The sequence below is a fragment of the Thiothrix litoralis genome, from assembly GCF_017901135.1.
Classification (GTDB): Bacteria; Pseudomonadota; Gammaproteobacteria; order Thiotrichales; family Thiotrichaceae; genus Thiothrix; species Thiothrix litoralis.
Map to the genome: position 1 here is coordinate 2,214,296 of NZ_CP072801.1, position 18,019 is coordinate 2,232,314.

Annotated in this window: 19 protein-coding genes and 1 riboswitch; of the genes, 9 read left to right on the forward strand and 10 right to left on the reverse strand. The window is 52.6% G+C overall.

The window, feature by feature from the left end:
* Positions 1–87: 87 nt before the first annotated feature.
* Together J9253_RS10685 and J9253_RS10690 are read right to left on the reverse strand one after the other, a co-directional pair.
* Positions 88–1,299 (reverse strand): RNA-guided endonuclease InsQ/TnpB family protein, encoded by a 1,212-nt coding sequence (locus tag J9253_RS10685; protein ID WP_210221002.1) that lies wholly within the window; start codon positions 1,297–1,299, stop codon positions 88–90.
* A gap of 73 nt (positions 1,300–1,372) precedes the next feature.
* Positions 1,373–1,831 carry a PIN domain-containing protein gene (locus J9253_RS10690; RefSeq protein ID WP_210221003.1) on the reverse strand — a complete coding sequence of 153 codons (459 nt, stop codon included), beginning with the start codon at positions 1,829–1,831 and terminating at the stop codon, positions 1,373–1,375.
* Between the two features lie 167 nt (positions 1,832–1,998).
* On the opposite strand from J9253_RS10690, the gene J9253_RS10695 reads away from it, so the two are divergent.
* The gene (locus J9253_RS10695) at positions 1,999–2,622 is read left to right on the forward strand and encodes a hypothetical protein (protein ID WP_210221004.1); all 624 of its coding nucleotides are present in this window, start codon (positions 1,999–2,001) and stop codon (positions 2,620–2,622) included.
* A gap of 157 nt (positions 2,623–2,779) precedes the next feature.
* Here the strand turns inward: J9253_RS10695 and J9253_RS10700 are convergent, their stop codons facing one another.
* From J9253_RS10700 to gcvT, 8 genes are all read right to left on the reverse strand, one after another.
* Positions 2,780–3,316 carry a hypothetical protein gene (locus tag J9253_RS10700; protein ID WP_210221005.1) on the reverse strand — a complete coding sequence of 179 codons (537 nt, stop codon included), beginning with the start codon at positions 3,314–3,316 and terminating at the stop codon, positions 2,780–2,782.
* 38 nt (positions 3,317–3,354) lie between these two features.
* Complete coding sequence (locus J9253_RS10705; RefSeq protein WP_210221006.1) at positions 3,355–3,945, reverse strand: putative adenosine monophosphate-protein transferase Fic; 591 nt, start codon at positions 3,943–3,945, stop codon at positions 3,355–3,357.
* Complete coding sequence (locus tag J9253_RS10710; protein WP_210221007.1) at positions 3,929–4,678, reverse strand: YhfG family protein; 750 nt, start codon at positions 4,676–4,678, stop codon at positions 3,929–3,931. Before J9253_RS10710 ends, J9253_RS10705 begins: the two co-directional genes overlap by 17 nt.
* A gap of 113 nt (positions 4,679–4,791) precedes the next feature.
* Positions 4,792–5,445, reverse strand: coding sequence for an MAE_28990/MAE_18760 family HEPN-like nuclease (locus J9253_RS10715; RefSeq protein WP_210221008.1), 654 nt, complete (start codon positions 5,443–5,445; stop codon positions 4,792–4,794).
* On the reverse strand, positions 5,442–6,551 hold the full coding sequence (locus J9253_RS10720; RefSeq protein WP_210221009.1) for a DUF262 domain-containing protein: 1,110 nt from the start codon (positions 6,549–6,551) through the stop codon (positions 5,442–5,444). The genes J9253_RS10715 and J9253_RS10720 overlap by 4 nt, the downstream gene beginning before the upstream one ends.
* A 90-nt stretch (positions 6,552–6,641) precedes the next feature.
* Complete coding sequence (gcvP, locus tag J9253_RS10725) at positions 6,642–9,539, reverse strand: aminomethyl-transferring glycine dehydrogenase (protein ID WP_210221010.1); 2,898 nt, start codon at positions 9,537–9,539, stop codon at positions 6,642–6,644.
* A gap of 14 nt (positions 9,540–9,553) precedes the next feature.
* A complete protein-coding gene (gcvH, locus tag J9253_RS10730; RefSeq protein ID WP_028490148.1) occupies positions 9,554–9,940 on the reverse strand; it encodes a glycine cleavage system protein GcvH in 387 nt (128 codons plus the stop codon).
* 17 nt (positions 9,941–9,957) lie between these two features.
* On the reverse strand, positions 9,958–11,040 hold the full coding sequence (gene gcvT / locus J9253_RS10735; protein ID WP_028490149.1) for a glycine cleavage system aminomethyltransferase GcvT: 1,083 nt from the start codon (positions 11,038–11,040) through the stop codon (positions 9,958–9,960).
* A gap of 148 nt (positions 11,041–11,188) precedes the next feature.
* A riboswitch (glycine riboswitch) is annotated at positions 11,189–11,286 on the reverse strand.
* A 287-nt stretch (positions 11,287–11,573) separates the two neighbouring features.
* Here gcvT and J9253_RS10740 point away from each other — a divergent pair.
* From J9253_RS10740 to J9253_RS10775, 8 genes are read left to right on the forward strand one after another with little or no spacing between them, the layout of a single operon-like run.
* Positions 11,574–12,080 carry a Na+/H+ antiporter subunit E gene (locus J9253_RS10740; RefSeq protein WP_228291351.1) on the forward strand — a complete coding sequence of 169 codons (507 nt, stop codon included), beginning with the start codon at positions 11,574–11,576 and terminating at the stop codon, positions 12,078–12,080.
* Positions 12,073–12,333: a monovalent cation/H+ antiporter complex subunit F gene (locus J9253_RS10745; protein WP_210221012.1), complete on the forward strand. Its 261-nt coding sequence runs from the start codon at positions 12,073–12,075 to the stop codon at positions 12,331–12,333. Before J9253_RS10740 ends, J9253_RS10745 begins: the two co-directional genes overlap by 8 nt.
* Positions 12,333–12,671, forward strand: a complete 339-nt coding sequence (gene mnhG, locus J9253_RS10750) for a monovalent cation/H(+) antiporter subunit G (RefSeq protein ID WP_210221013.1) — start codon at positions 12,333–12,335, stop codon at positions 12,669–12,671. The genes J9253_RS10745 and mnhG overlap by 1 nt, the downstream gene beginning before the upstream one ends.
* Positions 12,668–12,922, forward strand: coding sequence for a hydrogenase subunit MbhD domain-containing protein (locus J9253_RS10755; RefSeq protein ID WP_210221014.1), 255 nt, complete (start codon positions 12,668–12,670; stop codon positions 12,920–12,922). Before mnhG ends, J9253_RS10755 begins: the two co-directional genes overlap by 4 nt.
* Complete coding sequence (locus J9253_RS10760; protein WP_210221015.1) at positions 12,915–13,616, forward strand: Na(+)/H(+) antiporter subunit B; 702 nt, start codon at positions 12,915–12,917, stop codon at positions 13,614–13,616. Before J9253_RS10755 ends, J9253_RS10760 begins: the two co-directional genes overlap by 8 nt.
* A complete protein-coding gene (locus J9253_RS10765) occupies positions 13,616–13,972 on the forward strand; it encodes a sodium:proton antiporter (protein ID WP_210221016.1) in 357 nt (118 codons plus the stop codon). The genes J9253_RS10760 and J9253_RS10765 overlap by 1 nt, the downstream gene beginning before the upstream one ends.
* A complete protein-coding gene (locus J9253_RS10770) occupies positions 13,966–17,100 on the forward strand; it encodes a proton-conducting transporter transmembrane domain-containing protein (RefSeq protein ID WP_210221017.1) in 3,135 nt (1,044 codons plus the stop codon). The genes J9253_RS10765 and J9253_RS10770 overlap by 7 nt, the downstream gene beginning before the upstream one ends.
* A complete protein-coding gene (locus J9253_RS10775) occupies positions 17,097–18,017 on the forward strand; it encodes a respiratory chain complex I subunit 1 family protein (protein WP_210221018.1) in 921 nt (306 codons plus the stop codon). Before J9253_RS10770 ends, J9253_RS10775 begins: the two co-directional genes overlap by 4 nt.
* Positions 18,018–18,019 lie beyond the last annotated feature (2 nt).

Here is an 18,019-nt window from a genome sequence, read left to right on the forward strand (position 1 = left end):
CGTTTTACACGTGGTATACGACCTTATTGTCAGCACCAATCACATTGACATCCTCCCCTCCCTAAAGGAAGGGGATTCCTACTGCATTCAGCTAGATAGCTGACTGACTTCGGCGGGTTCCTGCTTCACAGAGCGGCTTAAGGCCGCATCTCCACAGGCTAACAAGCGGTATCCCCGCTCTAAAACATTGATCGCGCCGACATGATCGGCGTTATTTTCGTAATGGCATTGCACACACACAAACCGCGCTTGCGTCTGACGATTGTCCGCCGCTACATGGTGACATTCGGGGCATTCCTGACTGGTGTAATGCGGTGGCACAGTGAACAACATCCCGCCCTTCCATGCCATTTTGTAGTCGAGTTGCCGTCGAAATTCACCCCAGCCTTGGTCGAGAATGGCTTTGTTTAAGCCGGACTTTTGGGCAACGTTCTTGCCGGGGTTTTCTGCCGTGCCTACCGCTGACTTCGACATATTACCGACCTGCAAATCTTCGATGAACACGAACGCGTGGTTTTGGCTGAGCGTGGTCGTCGCCTTGTGCAGGAAATCACGGCGGGCATTGGCGATTTGCATGTGAATTTTTTGAACGTTGGCTTTCGCTTTTTTCCAGTTGTTGCTGAACTTTTGTTTGTGCGCCATGCGCCGTTGATATTTGGCGAGTTTCGCTTGTTTGTTCTTGAAGCTGTTGCGTGGTTCGATGTACTGGCCGTCGGAGAGCGTCGCAAAACGCGCTATACCAAGGTCAATACCGATAGCAGTGGTCGCGGGTGTGGCTGGCAATTCCACTTCGCGCTGGGTTTGGATGCTGACAAACCATTTCCCGCCTTTGCTGGAAACCGTGACATTGCGTAGTTCTCCCAACACATCGCGGCTATTACGGTAGCGTATCCAGCCGAGTTTGGGTAGGAAAATGCGGCCATTGCTTTGGTCGAGCTTGATTTGTTTGGGGTCAGGATAACGGAAGCTGTCACCGCTGCCTTTACGCTTGAAGCGGGGGAAGTCGGCACGTTTGGCGAAGAAGTTTTGGTAAGCCTTGTCGAGATCTTTGAGCGCGTGTTGCAGGGGATGGACAGGGGCATCTTTCAGCCACGGGGTTTCCACACCGTTGCGCCATGCGGTCAGGTGCTTGGCCATTGCGACGTAACCGATGAATTTTTCACCCGCTTCATGATTGGCTTGCTGCAACGCTAATGCCTTGTTGTAAACGAAGCGGCATGACCCCGCAAAACGGCGTAGTTGACGCTGTGTTTCACCATGGGGCATGAGTTCGTATTTGAAGGCTTGTAGTCGTTGCATCTTCGGAGTGTAGCTAAACAAGAGCGGCTTGAGTGGGTATTCTGCGTTAAACTGCGCGGATTATCCGACAAAACTACCGAACATAGGGCGGCTTCGCCACCCGCGCTATCCTCCCCGACCTGAAGGACGGGGTTTGCCGCGCAACCTGATCAACAAACAGCGGAATCTGGGTAAACTCATCATGCCGTGCCGCTGACACTTTCAGTTGCTTCAAGTGCGTAATCAGCGGGTCGAAGCCTTTGTCTTTGGATACGATATGAAAATAGCCGGTTGGGTCTTGTTTCGCCCATTGCCCCATGTGGTAAGCGAGGACAAGATCCAACGCATTCTTCCCCGAACAATTTGCCTCAATCAAACCCACTTGATCGGCATTAGCCAATAGCTGCTTGATCAAGGGGATCGGTAACTGTTTTTGCTTATCGCCGGTCACTACTAGCAGGATGACAGGCTTGCCGCTAAGCAACCTTACATCCATCACTTGGGTGTTTTCAAAATCGACGAAGATGTAGTGGGTACGTTTGGGGTTTTCCATTGTTTTGCTTATTCCTTGCAACTTACGGGCATGGTTGCGGAGGGAAGCACACGGGTCAATTATTTCCGATAAATGATCAACACCTACACCTGACGAAAATTATCCCATTCAACGTCCGCGTAGATGCCCTATGCTTGCGGTATCCACATTGCCAGAAGGATTGACGCATGGGCATGTTTGACTCACTGATGGTCAAAATCAACGACCGCGAGATTGAGATACAAACCAAACGCTTTGAAAATAGGCTGGGGCGTTACCATCCCGGTGATGCAGTTTGCGGTGCACCGGGCGGTATTGGCATCTATTTCGATGCGGTAGAACTCGATGCCGACGGCAGACATGCCTATCAGGATGACAAGATTACTGCCCGCCACACGGTATTTGTCGTGCTGGTGCATGGCATTTTCACCGAATACGAGGTGATGGATGGCGCATGGGAACGTGAAGCCATCGAACGCCGCGTTTGTGAGTTGAAAGACTTGTGGGGCGATACTGCCCGCGTCACTTTGCGCTGGATTGAATTTTTGCGTAACGCTCAGGATGAAAAAGCCCGCTTGCGCGGTTGCATTAATCGCAGCTTGTCGGTGATTGACCATGCACGCCGGTTGCGGGCGGGTGAGGATATGTCCGGCAAATTTTCGGCACTCTTCAAGAGTGAGGAAGACAAGCGGTTAGATGCTGGGGAAGAGGTGTTGGATGTGCTGGAATCGGTGCTGAAAAAACCTGAAGCAAGTAGGTTTTGGTGGTGTTCGCAGCAGGAGCGGGATGCGTTGGAGGATTATCGGTTATAATTTTTATTATATAGTAGCTTAGGAATTGTCCTGGAATAATTTCCCACTATTCTTGTCGTCATTGAAGAGGGCGTATGCAATACGCCCCTACGGAGGGGGGGTTTCGTAGGGGCGTATTGCATACGCCCTCTTTAGGACATTCTTTCAGGACAAGTACTTAACCCTTTATAGGGCAATCATCGAATATCGACTTGAGTTGTTGCGCGTGGGCTTTAAACAAGCGCATCTGGTGTTCCAATTTCATGCAGTAATCCAGTTCTATTTGTTCTTCGGGCGAAAGGCTCGTGTTTTTGAGCTTTTGGATTAAGTCGCCGACTCTCTGCCCCAACATGGCGGCTTCTTCGGCATCTTGTTCGTCGTACCAGCGTTGCAACTGCGCACGTTCTTCGTCTGATAGCGGTAAACCGCGAGTGGCTCTGTCGTGTAGTGCCTTTCCCAGATCATCCGCGACACGTTGTCCGGCTACAGTTTGCAAATCTTCAAGCACCGAGTCATCCGACACCTGAAAACCTACGCCGAAATGCTCTTGTAGGCGGTACAAGAATTCATTGAAACTCAGATCGGCAAGCGCGGCAGCAGCGGCAAAGCTGACTTTGTGCGCGAAGTACAAACCAGCAGCGAGAAAGAAAGCGGCTGCATTCTCGCCTAGCGGTTCGAGTATTTCCTCAAATTCTGGCTTCAATTGTAGTTGCATGAATGTGTCCTCAAAAAACCCAATTCCTCGTGAAAAACTTACACAGACACCGCAATCCGCCCAAACAAGGCTTGTAACGGCTGCAACTCACCCGCATACCCCGCGATATTCGCCCCCACCCATTCGCTACGCTCGACCTTTGCCCAATCCAGCCCGAATCCGGCGTTGATTGCCAGCAAATCGAAGAACAGGCGTTGCGCCCGTCCGTTACCTTCGCGGAAGGGGTGAATCACGTTCAGTTCGCAGTAGTAATGCGCCAGCCGCTCCACAAAGGCGGGTAGTGGCAAACCGACCAGCCAGTTTTCCTGTGCCAGCTCGCCCAGCAGCTTGTTGGCTTCGGTTGCAATGTAAGCGGCGGCGCAAAAGCGGGTATTGCCCTTGCTGAGGTCGGTGGAACGCAACTCGCCTGCCCACGGGTACAGGTCTTGGAACAGGTGGTGGTGAATGGCTTGCAAGGCAGGCAAATCAAATACCTGCAAGCGCGTATCGAAGGATTCAGCGCGTAGGTAGCTCAACACCGCTTCCGCCTCTGCCAAGGTGCGGCTATCCTGCAAGCCCAGCTTGTTAACCAGCGTGCTTGTGCCGCTGTAACAGGCGGGGTCTTCGGCTATCTCATGCTTGCTGTGCATAGCGGTCTTTGGTTTGCTGGATCAGGGTTGCCATGCCTTGCGCAGTTGCTGGCAAGGGCAAAGCGGCAATGTCATCCGGTAAGGATAGCCCTTCCAGCCGCAAACTGGCGCGGTAATTGTGGTTGCGGGTTGCTTGATAATAACGCTGTTTGCGCTCATCCGGCGATGGTGCGGCAAAGCTGAGGGTGTTTTGTGCCATACCATCCAATGTTTGCAAGGTGGCTGTCAGTTTGATCTTTTTGTCTATTTCCGTTACGGCTGCGGGGTCGCATTTATCCAATAAGGTGCGGGCATCGTCTGCGCTGGAAACGGGGTAAAACGCGCTATCGGGTGCGAAATAGACCAAGGCTTTTTTGCGCTGTTTCAAGAATTCCAGCACATTATTGAATGAACCGGGGCTTTTGCCATCCCACAGCACAAAACCGTAATCGGCAAGCTGCGCCATTGCTTTGTCTTTTTGGGTGTAAAAGGCGCGTCCGGTTATATTGGCATCCACGCTGATGTGTTTGACAGACCAGTTACCCAGATTATTACGGCAAACATTTCCGGCACAAAATACCGTGACGTGTGGGTATTGCAAGGTAGTCAGGTGTTTTTGCAATGCCTTGTCTGCGCCGTTGGCATCACCCACCACAATAGCAAACTGTTTATCAATGATGTTTTGCAAACGTGCCAGTATGACGTTGTTCAAACGGGTAATGGTGATTGAGCCTGACAGGAATACCGTGGTCATCGTTTACTCCGGGTTTTGGTCATTACCAATCTGGCTTTATGAGTTTGCACATCCTATTTCCTTGCGATTGATTTCTCGCTTCTTTCATCAAGGCGATCATTTGTAAAAATAGATTAACTCGCCTTAACACTAACCAAGTATGATGACTGAATTGCTGCATTTAAAACTTGACTCTTAAATATATCAATTAAGTTTGTTACTTCATCAAAGAGATCAATAAAATCACTTTCTGTAATTTCTCTATATTCTCCATGAGCGATAGCATTCCTAAATCCAAGAAATCTTTCATCAAGTAAATTTTCTTTCAGTTCGTAATGTGAATAATCAAGCCCCAGCTTCTCCATAATCTCTTTTAAAACTTCAGACTTAAGATTTGACTTAGTATCAATATACTTCTCTGCATCTATTTTACATTTACTATCTAGAGATACAGCAGAGCCATCAACCAGTCTAAAGGTAGACTTAAAGTTTTGATATGGATATTGTCCTTGAAAATATTCAATCACTGAACAAACATGAAAGTTACAAATCAAATCCTTATACTTAACACCTTTTCCATTAATGTACTCGCAAAAAATCATGGCCGATTTTTTCACAAAACCCTCCCAATGCGAATATAGCAACGCAATACCTACCTTCATAAGCATAGTTTTTGTATGATGCTTAGATGACAATGCTAAGTTTCTAAAATTTGTTATTTCCTTCCTTCTCCAAATAAAATCCATTGCAATTGCATTTTCTAACTCATCTAGTGATCTAATTTTCATGGCATCAACATTTCTCGCCCCATAGGTAAAATATGAGGCAATCTAAATGAAGCCCTAGCCCCAGAACCACTTTTCCTTGTAAAGGTCTGATTAGAAAGCAAATTCATAGAGACGGCTTTTATTTTATCCAAATACTCTTCATTACCCTCTTCATATAAATTAATGTTATATCCAATTCCCAGAGCAATAACTTCAAAAATTGACAACGAAAATGCACCAGTGTACTTATCACCCTGATACTTCCTGAACGCATTTTCACCCAAAGAAGCATTTAAAATTCTAAATGCTTTTTTAAATGCTTCACTTTCTTTTTCCATATCGTAAGATTGATCTAAAGCAATTTCCTTCATACGTTTCGTTAGGAAGTCACCCATATCCTCCAAACCTTTTATTCTATCAATACCTACATCTTTTAAAGCCAAAAATCTCAAAACCAGCTCAACGTAATACTGCTCATCATTTTGCTTGTCAGTTAATGGCAGAACAGATTGAAAATCTTCATTTTTAGATAAGTCAACCATCCATTTATACAATGGCTTATTAAGCATAATCAACAGGCAGTTTCGAACTTCTTGGTCTGAAAGAGAACTCCCGAAGGTATTCAGCCTTTGAAATAATTCATACTTAGTATTTTCATCACTCTCTTTTTTAATTATTTTCAAATCAATTTTTTCCCTCTTAAATGCTCGTTGCACTTCTTTTGAAATATGATCAACGCCAAAATCATCATTCCAATACTTTCCATCAAGACCCGGCAAATATTCAGTGCCAGTAAGCTGCAATGGTGGCTCTAGATTACCCTCCTCATTTTTATAAATCCCCAAAAATGAAAATATAGTTGAAAGCCTTTGCAATCCATCCACTACATCCCAGATACCATCTTCTTTTTGAGAAACGAAAAAAGATGGCAAAGGAATGCCAAGCAAAATAGATTCTATTAGACGACTTTTTTGCTTCTGACTCCATCTGTAAACACGTTGAAACTCAGGATGTATATCTAAATCCCCATCAGTGTAAAGATTTATAACTTCGCCAATAGACATCGGATAAGCATCAGTATGAATCTCTTTCCGCTTTTGCTCTATTTGTTGATCTAGTGTTGACATCAGTCGTTGTCCTGTATAGCTAATCTATCATGCTCTTAAGAAAGCTGAACTCCCAATTGGCAATCCAGCAGATATTATAGATGAGTTCCGTTACCAATAACTATCCACACTCGGACAAGAACACATCAAATTCCGATCTCCATACACATTATCAATCCGGTTCACGGTAGGCCAATACTTCGCCGTCGGGCTAACACCCTGCGGGAACACCGCCTCGGTCTGGCTGTAAGGGCGTTCCCAAGCATTCACCAAATCATCCAGCGTATGCGGCGCATTCACCAGCGGATTATTGTCCGCAGGCCACACGCCCTCCTGCACCTTGCGAATCTCTTCCCGAATCGCGATCATCGCATCGCAAAAACGGTCAAGCTCCTCTTTCGGCTCGGATTCGGTCGGCTCGATCATCAGCGTCCCCGCCACCGGGAACGACATCGTAGGCGCGTGGAAACCGTAATCCATCAAGCGTTTAGCAATGTCCGACTCATCAATCCCCGAAGCCGCCTTCAACGGACGAATGTCGATAATGCACTCATGCGCCACCCGCCCATTCGCCCCCCGGAACAACACCGGATAATGCCCAGACAAACGTTGCATCATATAGTTAGCGTTCAAAATCGCCATTTCAGTCGCACGCTTCAAGCCTTCCGCGCCCATCAACTTAATGTAAGCCCACGAAATCGGCAGGATAGCCCCACTCCCATAAGGTGCCGCCGACACCGCACTATTCCCCAACGCCACCCCATCCGGTGGTGTCACCACATGGCTGAACAGGAACGGTGCCAAATGCGCCTTCACCCCAATCGGCCCCATACCAGGGCCACCGCCGCCGTGCGGAATCGCAAAGGTTTTGTGCAAGTTCAAATGCGACACATCCGAACCCATCTTGCCCGGCTTGGAAATGCCCACCTGCGCGTTCATGTTCGCGCCATCCATGTACACCTGCCCGCCGAACTGATGCACGATGCCGCAAATCTCGACGATTTCCTGCTCAAACACCCCGTGCGTAGACGGATAAGTCACCATCAAGCACGACAAGTTAGCCGCGTGTTTCTCAGCTTTGGCACGCAAATCCGCCACGTCCACATTACCGTTGGCATCGCATTCGACCACCACTACCTTCAGGCTCACCATCGCCGCCGACGCCGGATTCGTACCGTGCGCGGAACTCGGAATCAAACACACATCGCGATGCCCCTGCCCCAAACTTTCCTGATAACGGCGGATAGCCACCAACCCGGCGTATTCACCCTGCGCCCCCGAATTCGGCTGCATCGAAATCGCATCGTAGCCGGTGATTTCCACCAACCAATCTTCCAACTCCTTGATCATGGCGCGATAGCCCACGGTCTGCTCCTGCGGCGCAAACGGGTGGATATTGGCAATTTCAGGCCAGGTCACCGGAATCATTTCCGTGGTCGCATTCAGCTTCATGGTGCACGAACCCAACGGAATCATGCCATGCGCCAACGAAAAATCCTTGTTTTCCAAACGCTTCAAATAACGCAACATTTCCGATTCGGAATGGTGCGTATTGAATACCGGGTGGGTGAGGAAATCACTAGTCCGCGCATAACCTGCCGGAATACCGCTGAAACCTTCCGCCGCGATAGCCGCATCCAGCGCCTCCACATCCAAACCGTGGCCAGCACCCAGCAACACATCGAACAACTCAGCGATGTCAGCACGGGTTTTGTTTTCATCCATACTGATGCCGATTTTGCCATCAGCAAAATGACGGAAATTAATGCAGGACGAAGAATCCCCCCCATCCCCAGCCCTTCCCCCGCAAGGGGTGAAGGGAGCAAGAGGGGTGGTGACGGTGATCGTGTCAAACCACGTATCATTCAGCAGCTCCACACCCTTCTGCTGCAAACCCTTCGCCAGAATGCTAGTCAAGCGATGAATGCGCCCCGCAATCTTCTTCAAGCCTTCTGGCCCGTGATACACCGCGTAGAAACCCGCCATATTCGCCAGCAACGCTTGCGCAGTACAAATATTGGAAGTCGCCTTATCACGACGAATATGCTGCTCACGAGTCTGCATTGCCATCCGCAACGCCTGCTTGCCGTGGCTATCAATGGAAACACCAATGACCCGACCCGGCATGGTGCGCTTGAACGCATCCTTGGTCGCAAAAAACGCCGCATGAGGGCCACCAAAGCCCATCGGTACGCCGAAACGTTGCGAGTTACCGACCACCACATCCGCCCCCATCTCGCCCGGTGCTTTCAACATCACCAACGCCATCAGGTCGGAAGCTACGCACACCAAGGCTTTTTGCGCGTGTGCCTGTTTGATCAGCGCTTCCAGATCGCCGACTTCACCCGTCGTGCCGGGGTATTGCAGCAGAGCGCCGAAGACTTCGTGCTGTGCCAGCTCGGTGGCAGGGTTGCCGATAATCAATTCAAAACCGAAGTGTTCCGCACGGGTTTTCAATACGTCGATAGTCTGCGGATGCACATCGCTACTAACAAAAAACTGCTTGGATTTGAGCTTATTGGAACGCTTACACAGCGTCATCGCTTCTGCCGCTGCGGTCGCTTCGTCCAGCAACGAGGCATTGGCAATGTCCATGCCCGTCAAATCCGTGATCATTTGCTGGTAATTGAGCAAGCCTTCCAGCCGCCCTTGGGAAATTTCCGGCTGGTACGGCGTATACGCGGTATACCAGCCGGGGTTTTCCAGCACATTACGCAAAATAACCGGCGGCACAAACGTATCGTAATACCCCATGCCGATGTACGATTTGGCAACACGGTTTTGCCCCGCCAGTTGCTTGAGGTAAGCCAGCGTTTCGGCTTCCGTGCGGCTGCCTTCCATCGCCAGCGGCTCAGTCAGCAAAATGCTGGCTGGCACGGTGCTTTGCATCAGCGCATCCAGTGAGTCCGCGCCCACGGCTTCCAGCATCGCAGCAGTATCCGCCGCTGATGGCCCAATGTGACGGGCAACGAAGTCGTCGTGTTGTTCAAGTTCGTACAAAGTTGTCATGTAATGTTTGCCTTTTACTCGTCAATTTCTGCTTGATACGCTTCTGCATCCATCAATTCACCCAGCGCGTCTTCGTCGTCTACGCGCATCATGAACAACCAGCCATCGCCGTAAGGGTCGGAATTGATCAGTTCAGGTGAATCCGTCACCGCTTCGTTAGCTTCCATGATCACACCCGGTACTGGCGCGTAAATATCAGAAGCCGCTTTCACTGATTCTGCTACCGCACAACCGTCTTCTGCACCGAATTCAGTGCCCACTTCTGGTAGATCAACGTGTACCAGATCGCCCAGCAGTTCTTGTGCGTGGTCGGTAATGCCAACAGTCACCGTACCGTCGCCATTGTCACGTACCCACTCGTGGGATTTGGTGTATTTCAGGTCAGATGGGATATTGCTCATAAATAACTCCTAAACACTTAATTTAAAACAGATTTGCCATTACGCACAAAGCTCGGCTTCACAACCTTGGCCGGGTGCAGTTTGCCGCGAATATCCACTTCGCAAGTCTCGCCACAATCTGCCGGAACCCGAGCCAACGCAATCGCTACGCCGAGTGTAGGCGAAAAAGTGCCGCTGGTGGTTTCTCCATCACCTGTTGCACACACAACCTTCATGTGACTGCGCAAAACACCCTTACCTTCCAGCACCAGCCCGACAAATTTTTGCGGGACTCCGGCAGCTTTCAAGGCTTCCAACGCGCTACGCCCGATGAAGTTGCGGTCTTCGGGTTGCCATGCAATCGTCCAGCCAAGGCCGGAAACGAGGGGGGAAGTGGTTTCATCCATGTCCGTGCCGTACAGGTTCATGCCTGCTTCCAGACGCAGGGTGTCGCGTGCGCCCAAACCGATGGGTTTGATGTCGGCGGCAAGCAGTGCATCCCAGACTTTATGGCCTTGTTCATTGGGGAACATCATTTCAAAGCCGTCTTCGCCGGTGTAGCCGGTGCGGGCAATGAACCAGTCGTTGACGAATGCGCCGTAAAACGCTTTCAGTGGCTCGACGATGGCGACTTCATTGGCAGGCATAATGCCCAGCACTTTGGCGCGGGCGTTGGGACCTTGCACGGCAATCATCGACAAGTCGTCACGTTCGGTCAACGTCGCGTCGAAGGTGGCGATTTGCTGTTGCATCCAGGCAATGTCTTTGTCGCGTGTACCGGCATTAACCACGATGCGCCATTGGGTATCGGTGATGAAATACACGATCAGGTCGTCGATGACCGTGCCTTCCGGGGTCAACATGCAGCTATACAGCGCCTTGCCGGATTCTTTGAGCTTGTCGACGTTATTGGCGAGTAAGTATTGCAGAAAAGCTTTGGATTGCGCCCCCACGAGGTCGAGGATGACCATGTGCGACACGTCAAACATGCCCGCGTCGTTGCGCACTTGATGGTGTTCCTGCATTTGGGAACCGTAGTGGATAGGCATTTCCCAGCCCGCGAAATCGACCATTTTGGCACCGGATTCAAGGTGCTTGGCGTAGAGAGCAGTACGTTGCATGGTTGTTCTTCCCAGTATTTAGGCACAAAAAAAGGGCGGCAAGCCGCTAAGCTTGCCGCCCCTCTGTCCGTTTACCTGAGAGATTCCCTTGATTTACAAGGTTACTACCCTTCGGTGAGCGCTTCCGCGCTGCTCTCCAGAGTCAGATCTAGTGCTGGCAGTCCTTTTGCCTGAGCGTTTCCGGGCGGAATTGCGCCTTCGGCGGTTGCCCCGAATGTGGGTGCAACACTCTCCTGCCAGTGTTTACTGAATGTGCGGCATTGTACGGAATGCAGTGCAACAACGGAAGTGCCATGCACAAGAGTTTCCACGCAAAAATGCCTTGAAACAGGACTATTTATGCACCTTTGCCTACTGCCTGCACCATCCTGGGGAAGATAATTTGTTGAAACCTTCGCATTCCTTGCTATTTATCAGAAGACACTCAAAAAGCCCTTTTTTCCCTTTTCATCTATTAGAGACTGCGAATATAGTGCAGTCGAAGCATAACAATAATCGCAGATGGCTGGATGTCAGGGAGAACCAGTATGCTCATGGGTAAAACAACTAAAGGGCGCAATGTCGCCATTCTATTCATCACGCTGATGCTGTTTTGGCTAATGCTGAACGGCAAGCTGGATACTGATGTCCTCATCGTTGGCACGGTCGTTTCCTTCGTTATCGCGCTGATGTACCGCGACGGCCTGTCTTTCTTCACCGAATTCCGTTTCACGCCTGCCGCCTTCATGGCTGGCTTCCGCTACTACGGTTATTTCTTCAAGGAACTGTTCAAGTCCAACGTCAAGCTGGCCGCTATCGTGCTGTCACCTTCCCTGCCGGTCAAACCTGCCATCGTCAAGGTACGCACCAAGCTGAAAAGCCGCATGGGGCGGCTGATGCTGGCCAATTCCATTACCCTGACACCGGGGACGCTGAGCGTCGAGATGGATGGCGAATGGCTGTATATCCACTGGGTGAGAATGGAAACCGACGATATTGAGGAGGCCACGGCGTGCATTGTCAGTGGTTTCGAGTCCTATTTAGAGGTGATGTATGGTTGATGTGCTGATCATGCTGGCTGCCGGGCTTGCCGGGGCTGCATTCCTGCTGGCGCTGGTGCGTTTTGTGCGCGGCCCCTCAAGGCTGGATCGGGTCGTGGCGTTTGACGTGCTGACCGTCATTGCCATCACCTTCATTGTGCTGGCGGCACTGCTGGAAGGCCGGGGCGTGTATCTGGATGCGGCGCTGGTCTACGCGCTGTTGTCCTTCCTCGGTGTTATCTCCATTGCCCGCTATCTGGAGGGACGTTTCTGATGGGTCTGATCCTCGACATGATTGGTGGCCTGTTGCTGGTGGGCGGCGCGGCCTTCCTGCTGTTTGGCGGGCTGGGGCTGGTGCGGATGCCGGATATTTACAACCGTATCCAGGCCGGTGCGAAAACCACCACACTGGGCACTTTACTGACGCTGGCGGGCGCAGCTTGTCTGCAACCGGCGTGGAGCCTGAAACTGCTGCTGATCGGCGTGTTCCTGATCTTTACCAACCCGGTATCGGCGCAAGTGTTGGCAAGTACTGCCCACCGCCGTGGGGCGGCGAAATCCCCGTTGACCAAGGTCGACCGACTGGCTGAAGAGCGGGAGGGCAAGGTATGAATATGGTATTGCTTGCCATCAGCGTATTACTGGCAGTCGCCATGATCGGCGCGGCATGGGTAACGATCCGTGCCAAAAAGGTCGCGACGGCGATGCTCGCGGCGGGGCTGGTCAGCCTGTTTGCCTCGGTCATGTTCCTGTTTCTGGCGGCTCCCGATGTGGCGATGACCGAAGCCGCGATTGGCAGCGGCCTGACCACCTTCCTGTTTTTCTTTGTGCTCGGACGGGTACGGGGAGGCAGCGATGATTAGGAATTTTGCCGTTTTCCTGTTGCTGCTGGGTCTGGGGGGCATTTTCCTGCACCTGTTGCAAGGTTATGCACCCGCAACCGAACTCAACCAGACGGCGCGTTACTACGCGGAACACGCCGCGCCCGATTTGGGTGCTGCCAATATCGTTACCGCCATCATCGTCACCTACCGGGGGCTGGATACGCTCGGGGAAGTCACCGTGCTGTTCCTGGCTTCCACCATCATCGGCATGGTGCTGGCGCAAGGTGGCAAACGTCAGCGGGCGCTGCAACGCAAACTGCCGCCTGCCGGAGAATTGCTCACCACGGGTAGCCGCTTGCTGGTTCCGCTGATCTTGCTGTTTGGCGCTTATGTGTTTGTGAATGGTCATCTGACACCCGGTGGCGGTTTTCAGGGTGGGGCAATCCTTGCTTCGGCAGCCTTGCTGTTATTGCTGACTAACCCGCTCCAACGCTTCAGCCATAAGCTGATTGCGGTGGTGGAATCGGTATCCGGGCTGGTATTTATTGGGGTTGGCATAATGGGTCTGCTGCTGGCGGGCGGGTTTCTGGATAATCGCATCCTGCCGATCGGTGAATTCGGGGCGCTGTTCTCTGCCGGAGCCATCCCGCTGATTTACAGTTTCGTCGGCCTGAAAGTTGGCGCGGAATTCACTTCAATGCTGACCCATCTGGCAGAAACGGAGAAATCATAATGGACTGGATTGCAATGACCACGGGGTTCATCCTGATCCTGATGGGGCTGTATGGCGCACTGACTGACCGCAATATCCTGCGTATCATCGTGTCGTTTACGGTTGCCAATACCGGGGTAAATCTGGTGCTGGTAGCGGTGGGTTACATGCACGGGCGTACTGCGCCGATTCTGGACAAGGCGGTCTCTGCCGCCGACGCCGTGACGCGCATTATTGACCCGGTGCCGCAAGCGCTGGTGCTGACCGCAATCGTGATCGGCCTTGGCATTACCGCAATGATGCTGACCTATGCCTACAAACTGCATGAAGAAAAAGGCACGCTCGACATCTCCAAATGCAGGGATCTGAAATGGTAAGCCCAATCTACATCATTGCTGTCGGGCTGAGCGGCGCTTTCCTGCTGGGTCTGTTGCCCAACAAATGGCGCAATACCGCTTACGCCGTGATCCTGCTGGCACTGACCAGCATGGCGTGGATTGCCGGAAGCTGGCTGTATGCCTTCACCGTCAATGGCGTTGCCAGCGTGGAAATCTTCACCGCAGGCACGCAACCACCGTTTGCCATCAACTTCCGGGTCGGGCTGGCGGAAGCGGCGTTGGCGCTGCTGACCACGCTGGTTGGGCTGCATTCCGCGCTGTACATGAAAGACACCCTGTTCAAGCAGGGGCGGCGGGCGATGGCGGTGTTGCTGATTTTCATCATGGCGCTGTGCGGGGTGATCTTCACCCGCGACGTGTTCAACCTGTTTGTGTTCATGGAACTGGTGGTCATTGCCACCGCCGGGCTGGTGCTGCTGTCGGCTGACCGCCGGGCGTTGGGCGCTGGCCTCAAGTACCTGATCGTGTCGCAACTGGTGTCGATCCTGCTGCTGATCGGCATTATCTTCCTGTATCACGCGACGGGCACGTTGAATATCGACGGCATGGCGGCTGCGCAGGTCAACCTACTGCAAGGCGGGGCGATGGCGTTTTTCCTGCTGTTCATTGCAGTGCTGGCTGAGTTGAAACCGTTCCCGGCGAATGGCTGGGGGCTGGATATTTATGAGTCGGCACATCCAGCGTTTTCGGCAATTTTTTCGACCGCAACGGGTGGCGCGACTATCTATGCAGCAGACAAGATGTTGCAGATTGGTGGCACGGAATGGCTACCCGCAACAACGGCGATCGGCATCATTACCTTTTTGGCTGCCAATACCTTTGCGCTGGTGCAAAACAATGATCGGCGGCTGCTGGGTTATTCCTCTGTAGCGCAGATTGGTTTGCTGCTGACGGTGGTGGGGCAGCGTGACATTCTGGGTGAGGCTTACTACTACATTGCAGGCGGTATTTTGCTGGCTCATGCAGTGTCCAAGGCTGGGTTGTTTTGGCTGTCCGGGTTGGTGGCGAAACGCGAGTTGACCGACTGGGCTGCGTTGCGCAGTCAGCCGGTGTTGGTATTTGCATTTGCGACCTTCCTTGCCTTGCTGGTGGGTTTGCCCCCCTTCCCCGGTTTCTATGCGAAGTGGGATCTGGCGCATCATCTGGCGGCTGAAGGCAGGCTGTGGCTGCTGGGCTTGATCCTGTTCGGGGCGCTGGTGGAAGCGGCTTACCTGTTCCGCTGGTTTGGCTATGTGATCAAGCGTGAAGCGGATGAGCATGGCCTGACATGGCAGCCCCTCAAAGCCGATGTGGCTTTCAGTGCGGTGATTGTGGCTTGGCTGCTGGCGTACCTGTGGGGAGAATTGTCGGGTCATGGCAACCTGTTGCACGCGATTCCGCTGCTGTTTGCGCTGGCTTTCCTGCCGTTGGACTGGTTGCCTGCGAAACTCAAAAACGTGCTGGCAATTAGTGGGCTACTGTACTGGTTCTACCTCAACTATCCGGCCTATGACCCGCTGAAACTGATTTTTGCGGCGGTAATGCTGCCGGGTGGGGCGCTGATCCTGCTCGCCAGTTTCCAGACGCAGCAACGGCGCATTGGCTTCTATCCTGCCGCGATGTTGATGTTTGCCGGGTTAGCAATGCTGATCAACGCGCAGACCTCTTTCGATTTCTTTGCGGCGTGGGAATTGCTGACGGTGGGGTCGTATTTCCTGATCCTGCGTGGCAAGCATTCTGAACCTCATGCGCTGTCTTATCTGGTGTTCTCGCTGGGTGGGGCGTTCCTGATCCTGGCGGGGTTCTCCATTGCGGCGCAAGGTGTGCCGGAATTCCCGCTGGCGGCGCTGGCACAGGTGGCGCAACCGTATGCACCGTGGGTATTTGCAATGCTGGCGATTGGTTTCATGACCAAAACGGCGGCGGTGGGCGTGCATATCTGGCTGCCCGGCGCTCATGCCGAGGCGGAAACCGACGTATCGCCGCTGGTGTCCGGTATCCTGCTGAAAGCGGGGCTGTTCGGCCTGTTCATGTTGCTGATTACCATGGGCAAGCAGCAGCTTTACGGGGTGGAACTGACCCACGTAATGTTGTGGATTGGCGCGATTTCGGCGCTGACGGGTAACTTGCTGGCGATTTTTCAGGAAGATGCCAAGCGCCTGCTGGCCTATTCCTCGATCGGGCAGATGGGTTACGCGGTGTTCGGTCTGGCGCTGATGAACCATCTGGGCTGGCTGATGGCACTGATGTTCGTCATCAACCATTTCATCTACAAATCCATGCTGTTCCTGTCCGTCGGGGGCGTAGCCAAACGTACTGGCACGCGCCTGATGTACCGCATGGGCGGGCTGATCACGCTGATGCCACTGTCGTACATTGCGGTGATGGTCGGCATTATTGCGATGTCCGGCGTACCGCCACTGTCCGGCTTTGGCGGGCGCTGGATTTTCTACAACGCGATCATGACAGCCGATTACCGCTTGCCGATGGTGATCATTTTCCTCGCCGGGCCGATTGCGTTCCTCTACCTGTTCCGGCTGATCCACACCATTTTCTTGGGGCAGTTGAAGGATGAGTTCCGCAAAATCAAGGAAGCACCTTTCTGGATCATTCTGCCGCAGATGATTTTCGTCGTTGCCCTGCTGGTGTTTGCGGTCGTGCCGGGCATGGCACTGCGCAAGGTGGATGCTTACATGTCGCCATTCTTTGCGGGCAACGGCAGCCTGCACTGGGAAGGGCTGACCATTACCAGCGAGTTTGGTTACTGGAGTCCGGTGGCGATCATGCTCATTATCGGGGTGATTTTCACCACGCTGTTGCTGTGGCTGCTGTTCGTCAACCGCAAGGCGCAGCCGGTGAAACAGTTCAATATCGTGTATTCGGGTGAACGTCCGTTCCGCCCGGAAACCACCCATTATGCGTGGAACTTCTTTGCACCGTACCGCAAGGCGCTGGGTTTCCTGACCGAACCGCTGGTCACGCGCTTCTGGGAAACCGTGGTGGAACTGCTGCATTCGGCTGCCGACATCCTGCGGCGTTTCTATACCGGCAATGGCCAGACTTACGCCATTCATTTGCTGGGCTTTGTCATCATTGTCTACGTGCTGTGGATGGGGGGTAAGCCATGATGGAATCACTGGTGGAATTCAACTGGATGCGGATCCCGTGGGCGTTACTGACGATTTTTATCGTCTTCAACTTCGGTTTCCTGATGAACGCCACGATCCAGAAAATCGCGGCGCGAGTCGGGCGGCGGCATGGCATTCCGATCTGGCAAAACTATGTCGACATGATTAAGAACTATGCGATGCGCACCTCCATTACCCACGGGGTGATGTTCTATCTAGGACCGGTGTTCCGGCTCTCCGGTGGGATCGGGTTGTTGATGTTCGTGCCGATCATTTATGGCTCGGACATGTTCAGCAACTTCTCGTTTGCGGGTGATTTAATTCTGGCGCTGTATTTCGTGTTCTTCGGTACGCTGGGCATGGCGCTGGGCGCTGCCGAAAGCGGGCATCCCTATTCCGCCATTGGCATTACCCGTGGCCTGTCGCTGATGACAGCGGCGGAACTGCCGTTTGCGCTGGCAGTGTTTTCGGTGGCCTTGCAATACCAAACGCTTTCCATCACCGACATTGTGGCGGCGCAACAAGGCGGCGTACTCAACTGGACAGTGTTCACCAATCCGTTTGCAGTGGCGGCGGCGATGCTGTCGTTCCTTGGCTCGATGATGCGCCCACCGTTTGACGTGGTGCTCGCACCGCAGGAAATCCCTATCGGCCCGCCGACCGAATACCATTCCTCGTTTCTGGCGATGATGCAGACCAACCGGGCACTGTTCCCAATCGCCAAGATGGCGGTGTATACCAGCCTGTTCTTTGGCGGGGCGGCAAGCTGGCCGGTGTTTTTCCTCAAGGTATTCCTGCTGTACATGTGGTCGGCGTTTGTCGGTGTGGTATTCCCGCGTTTCCGGGTGGAACAGGCGATCCGCTGGTTTTTAATCTGGGCGGTGCCATTGGGCATCATCGCCGTGGTAATGGTGTAAGG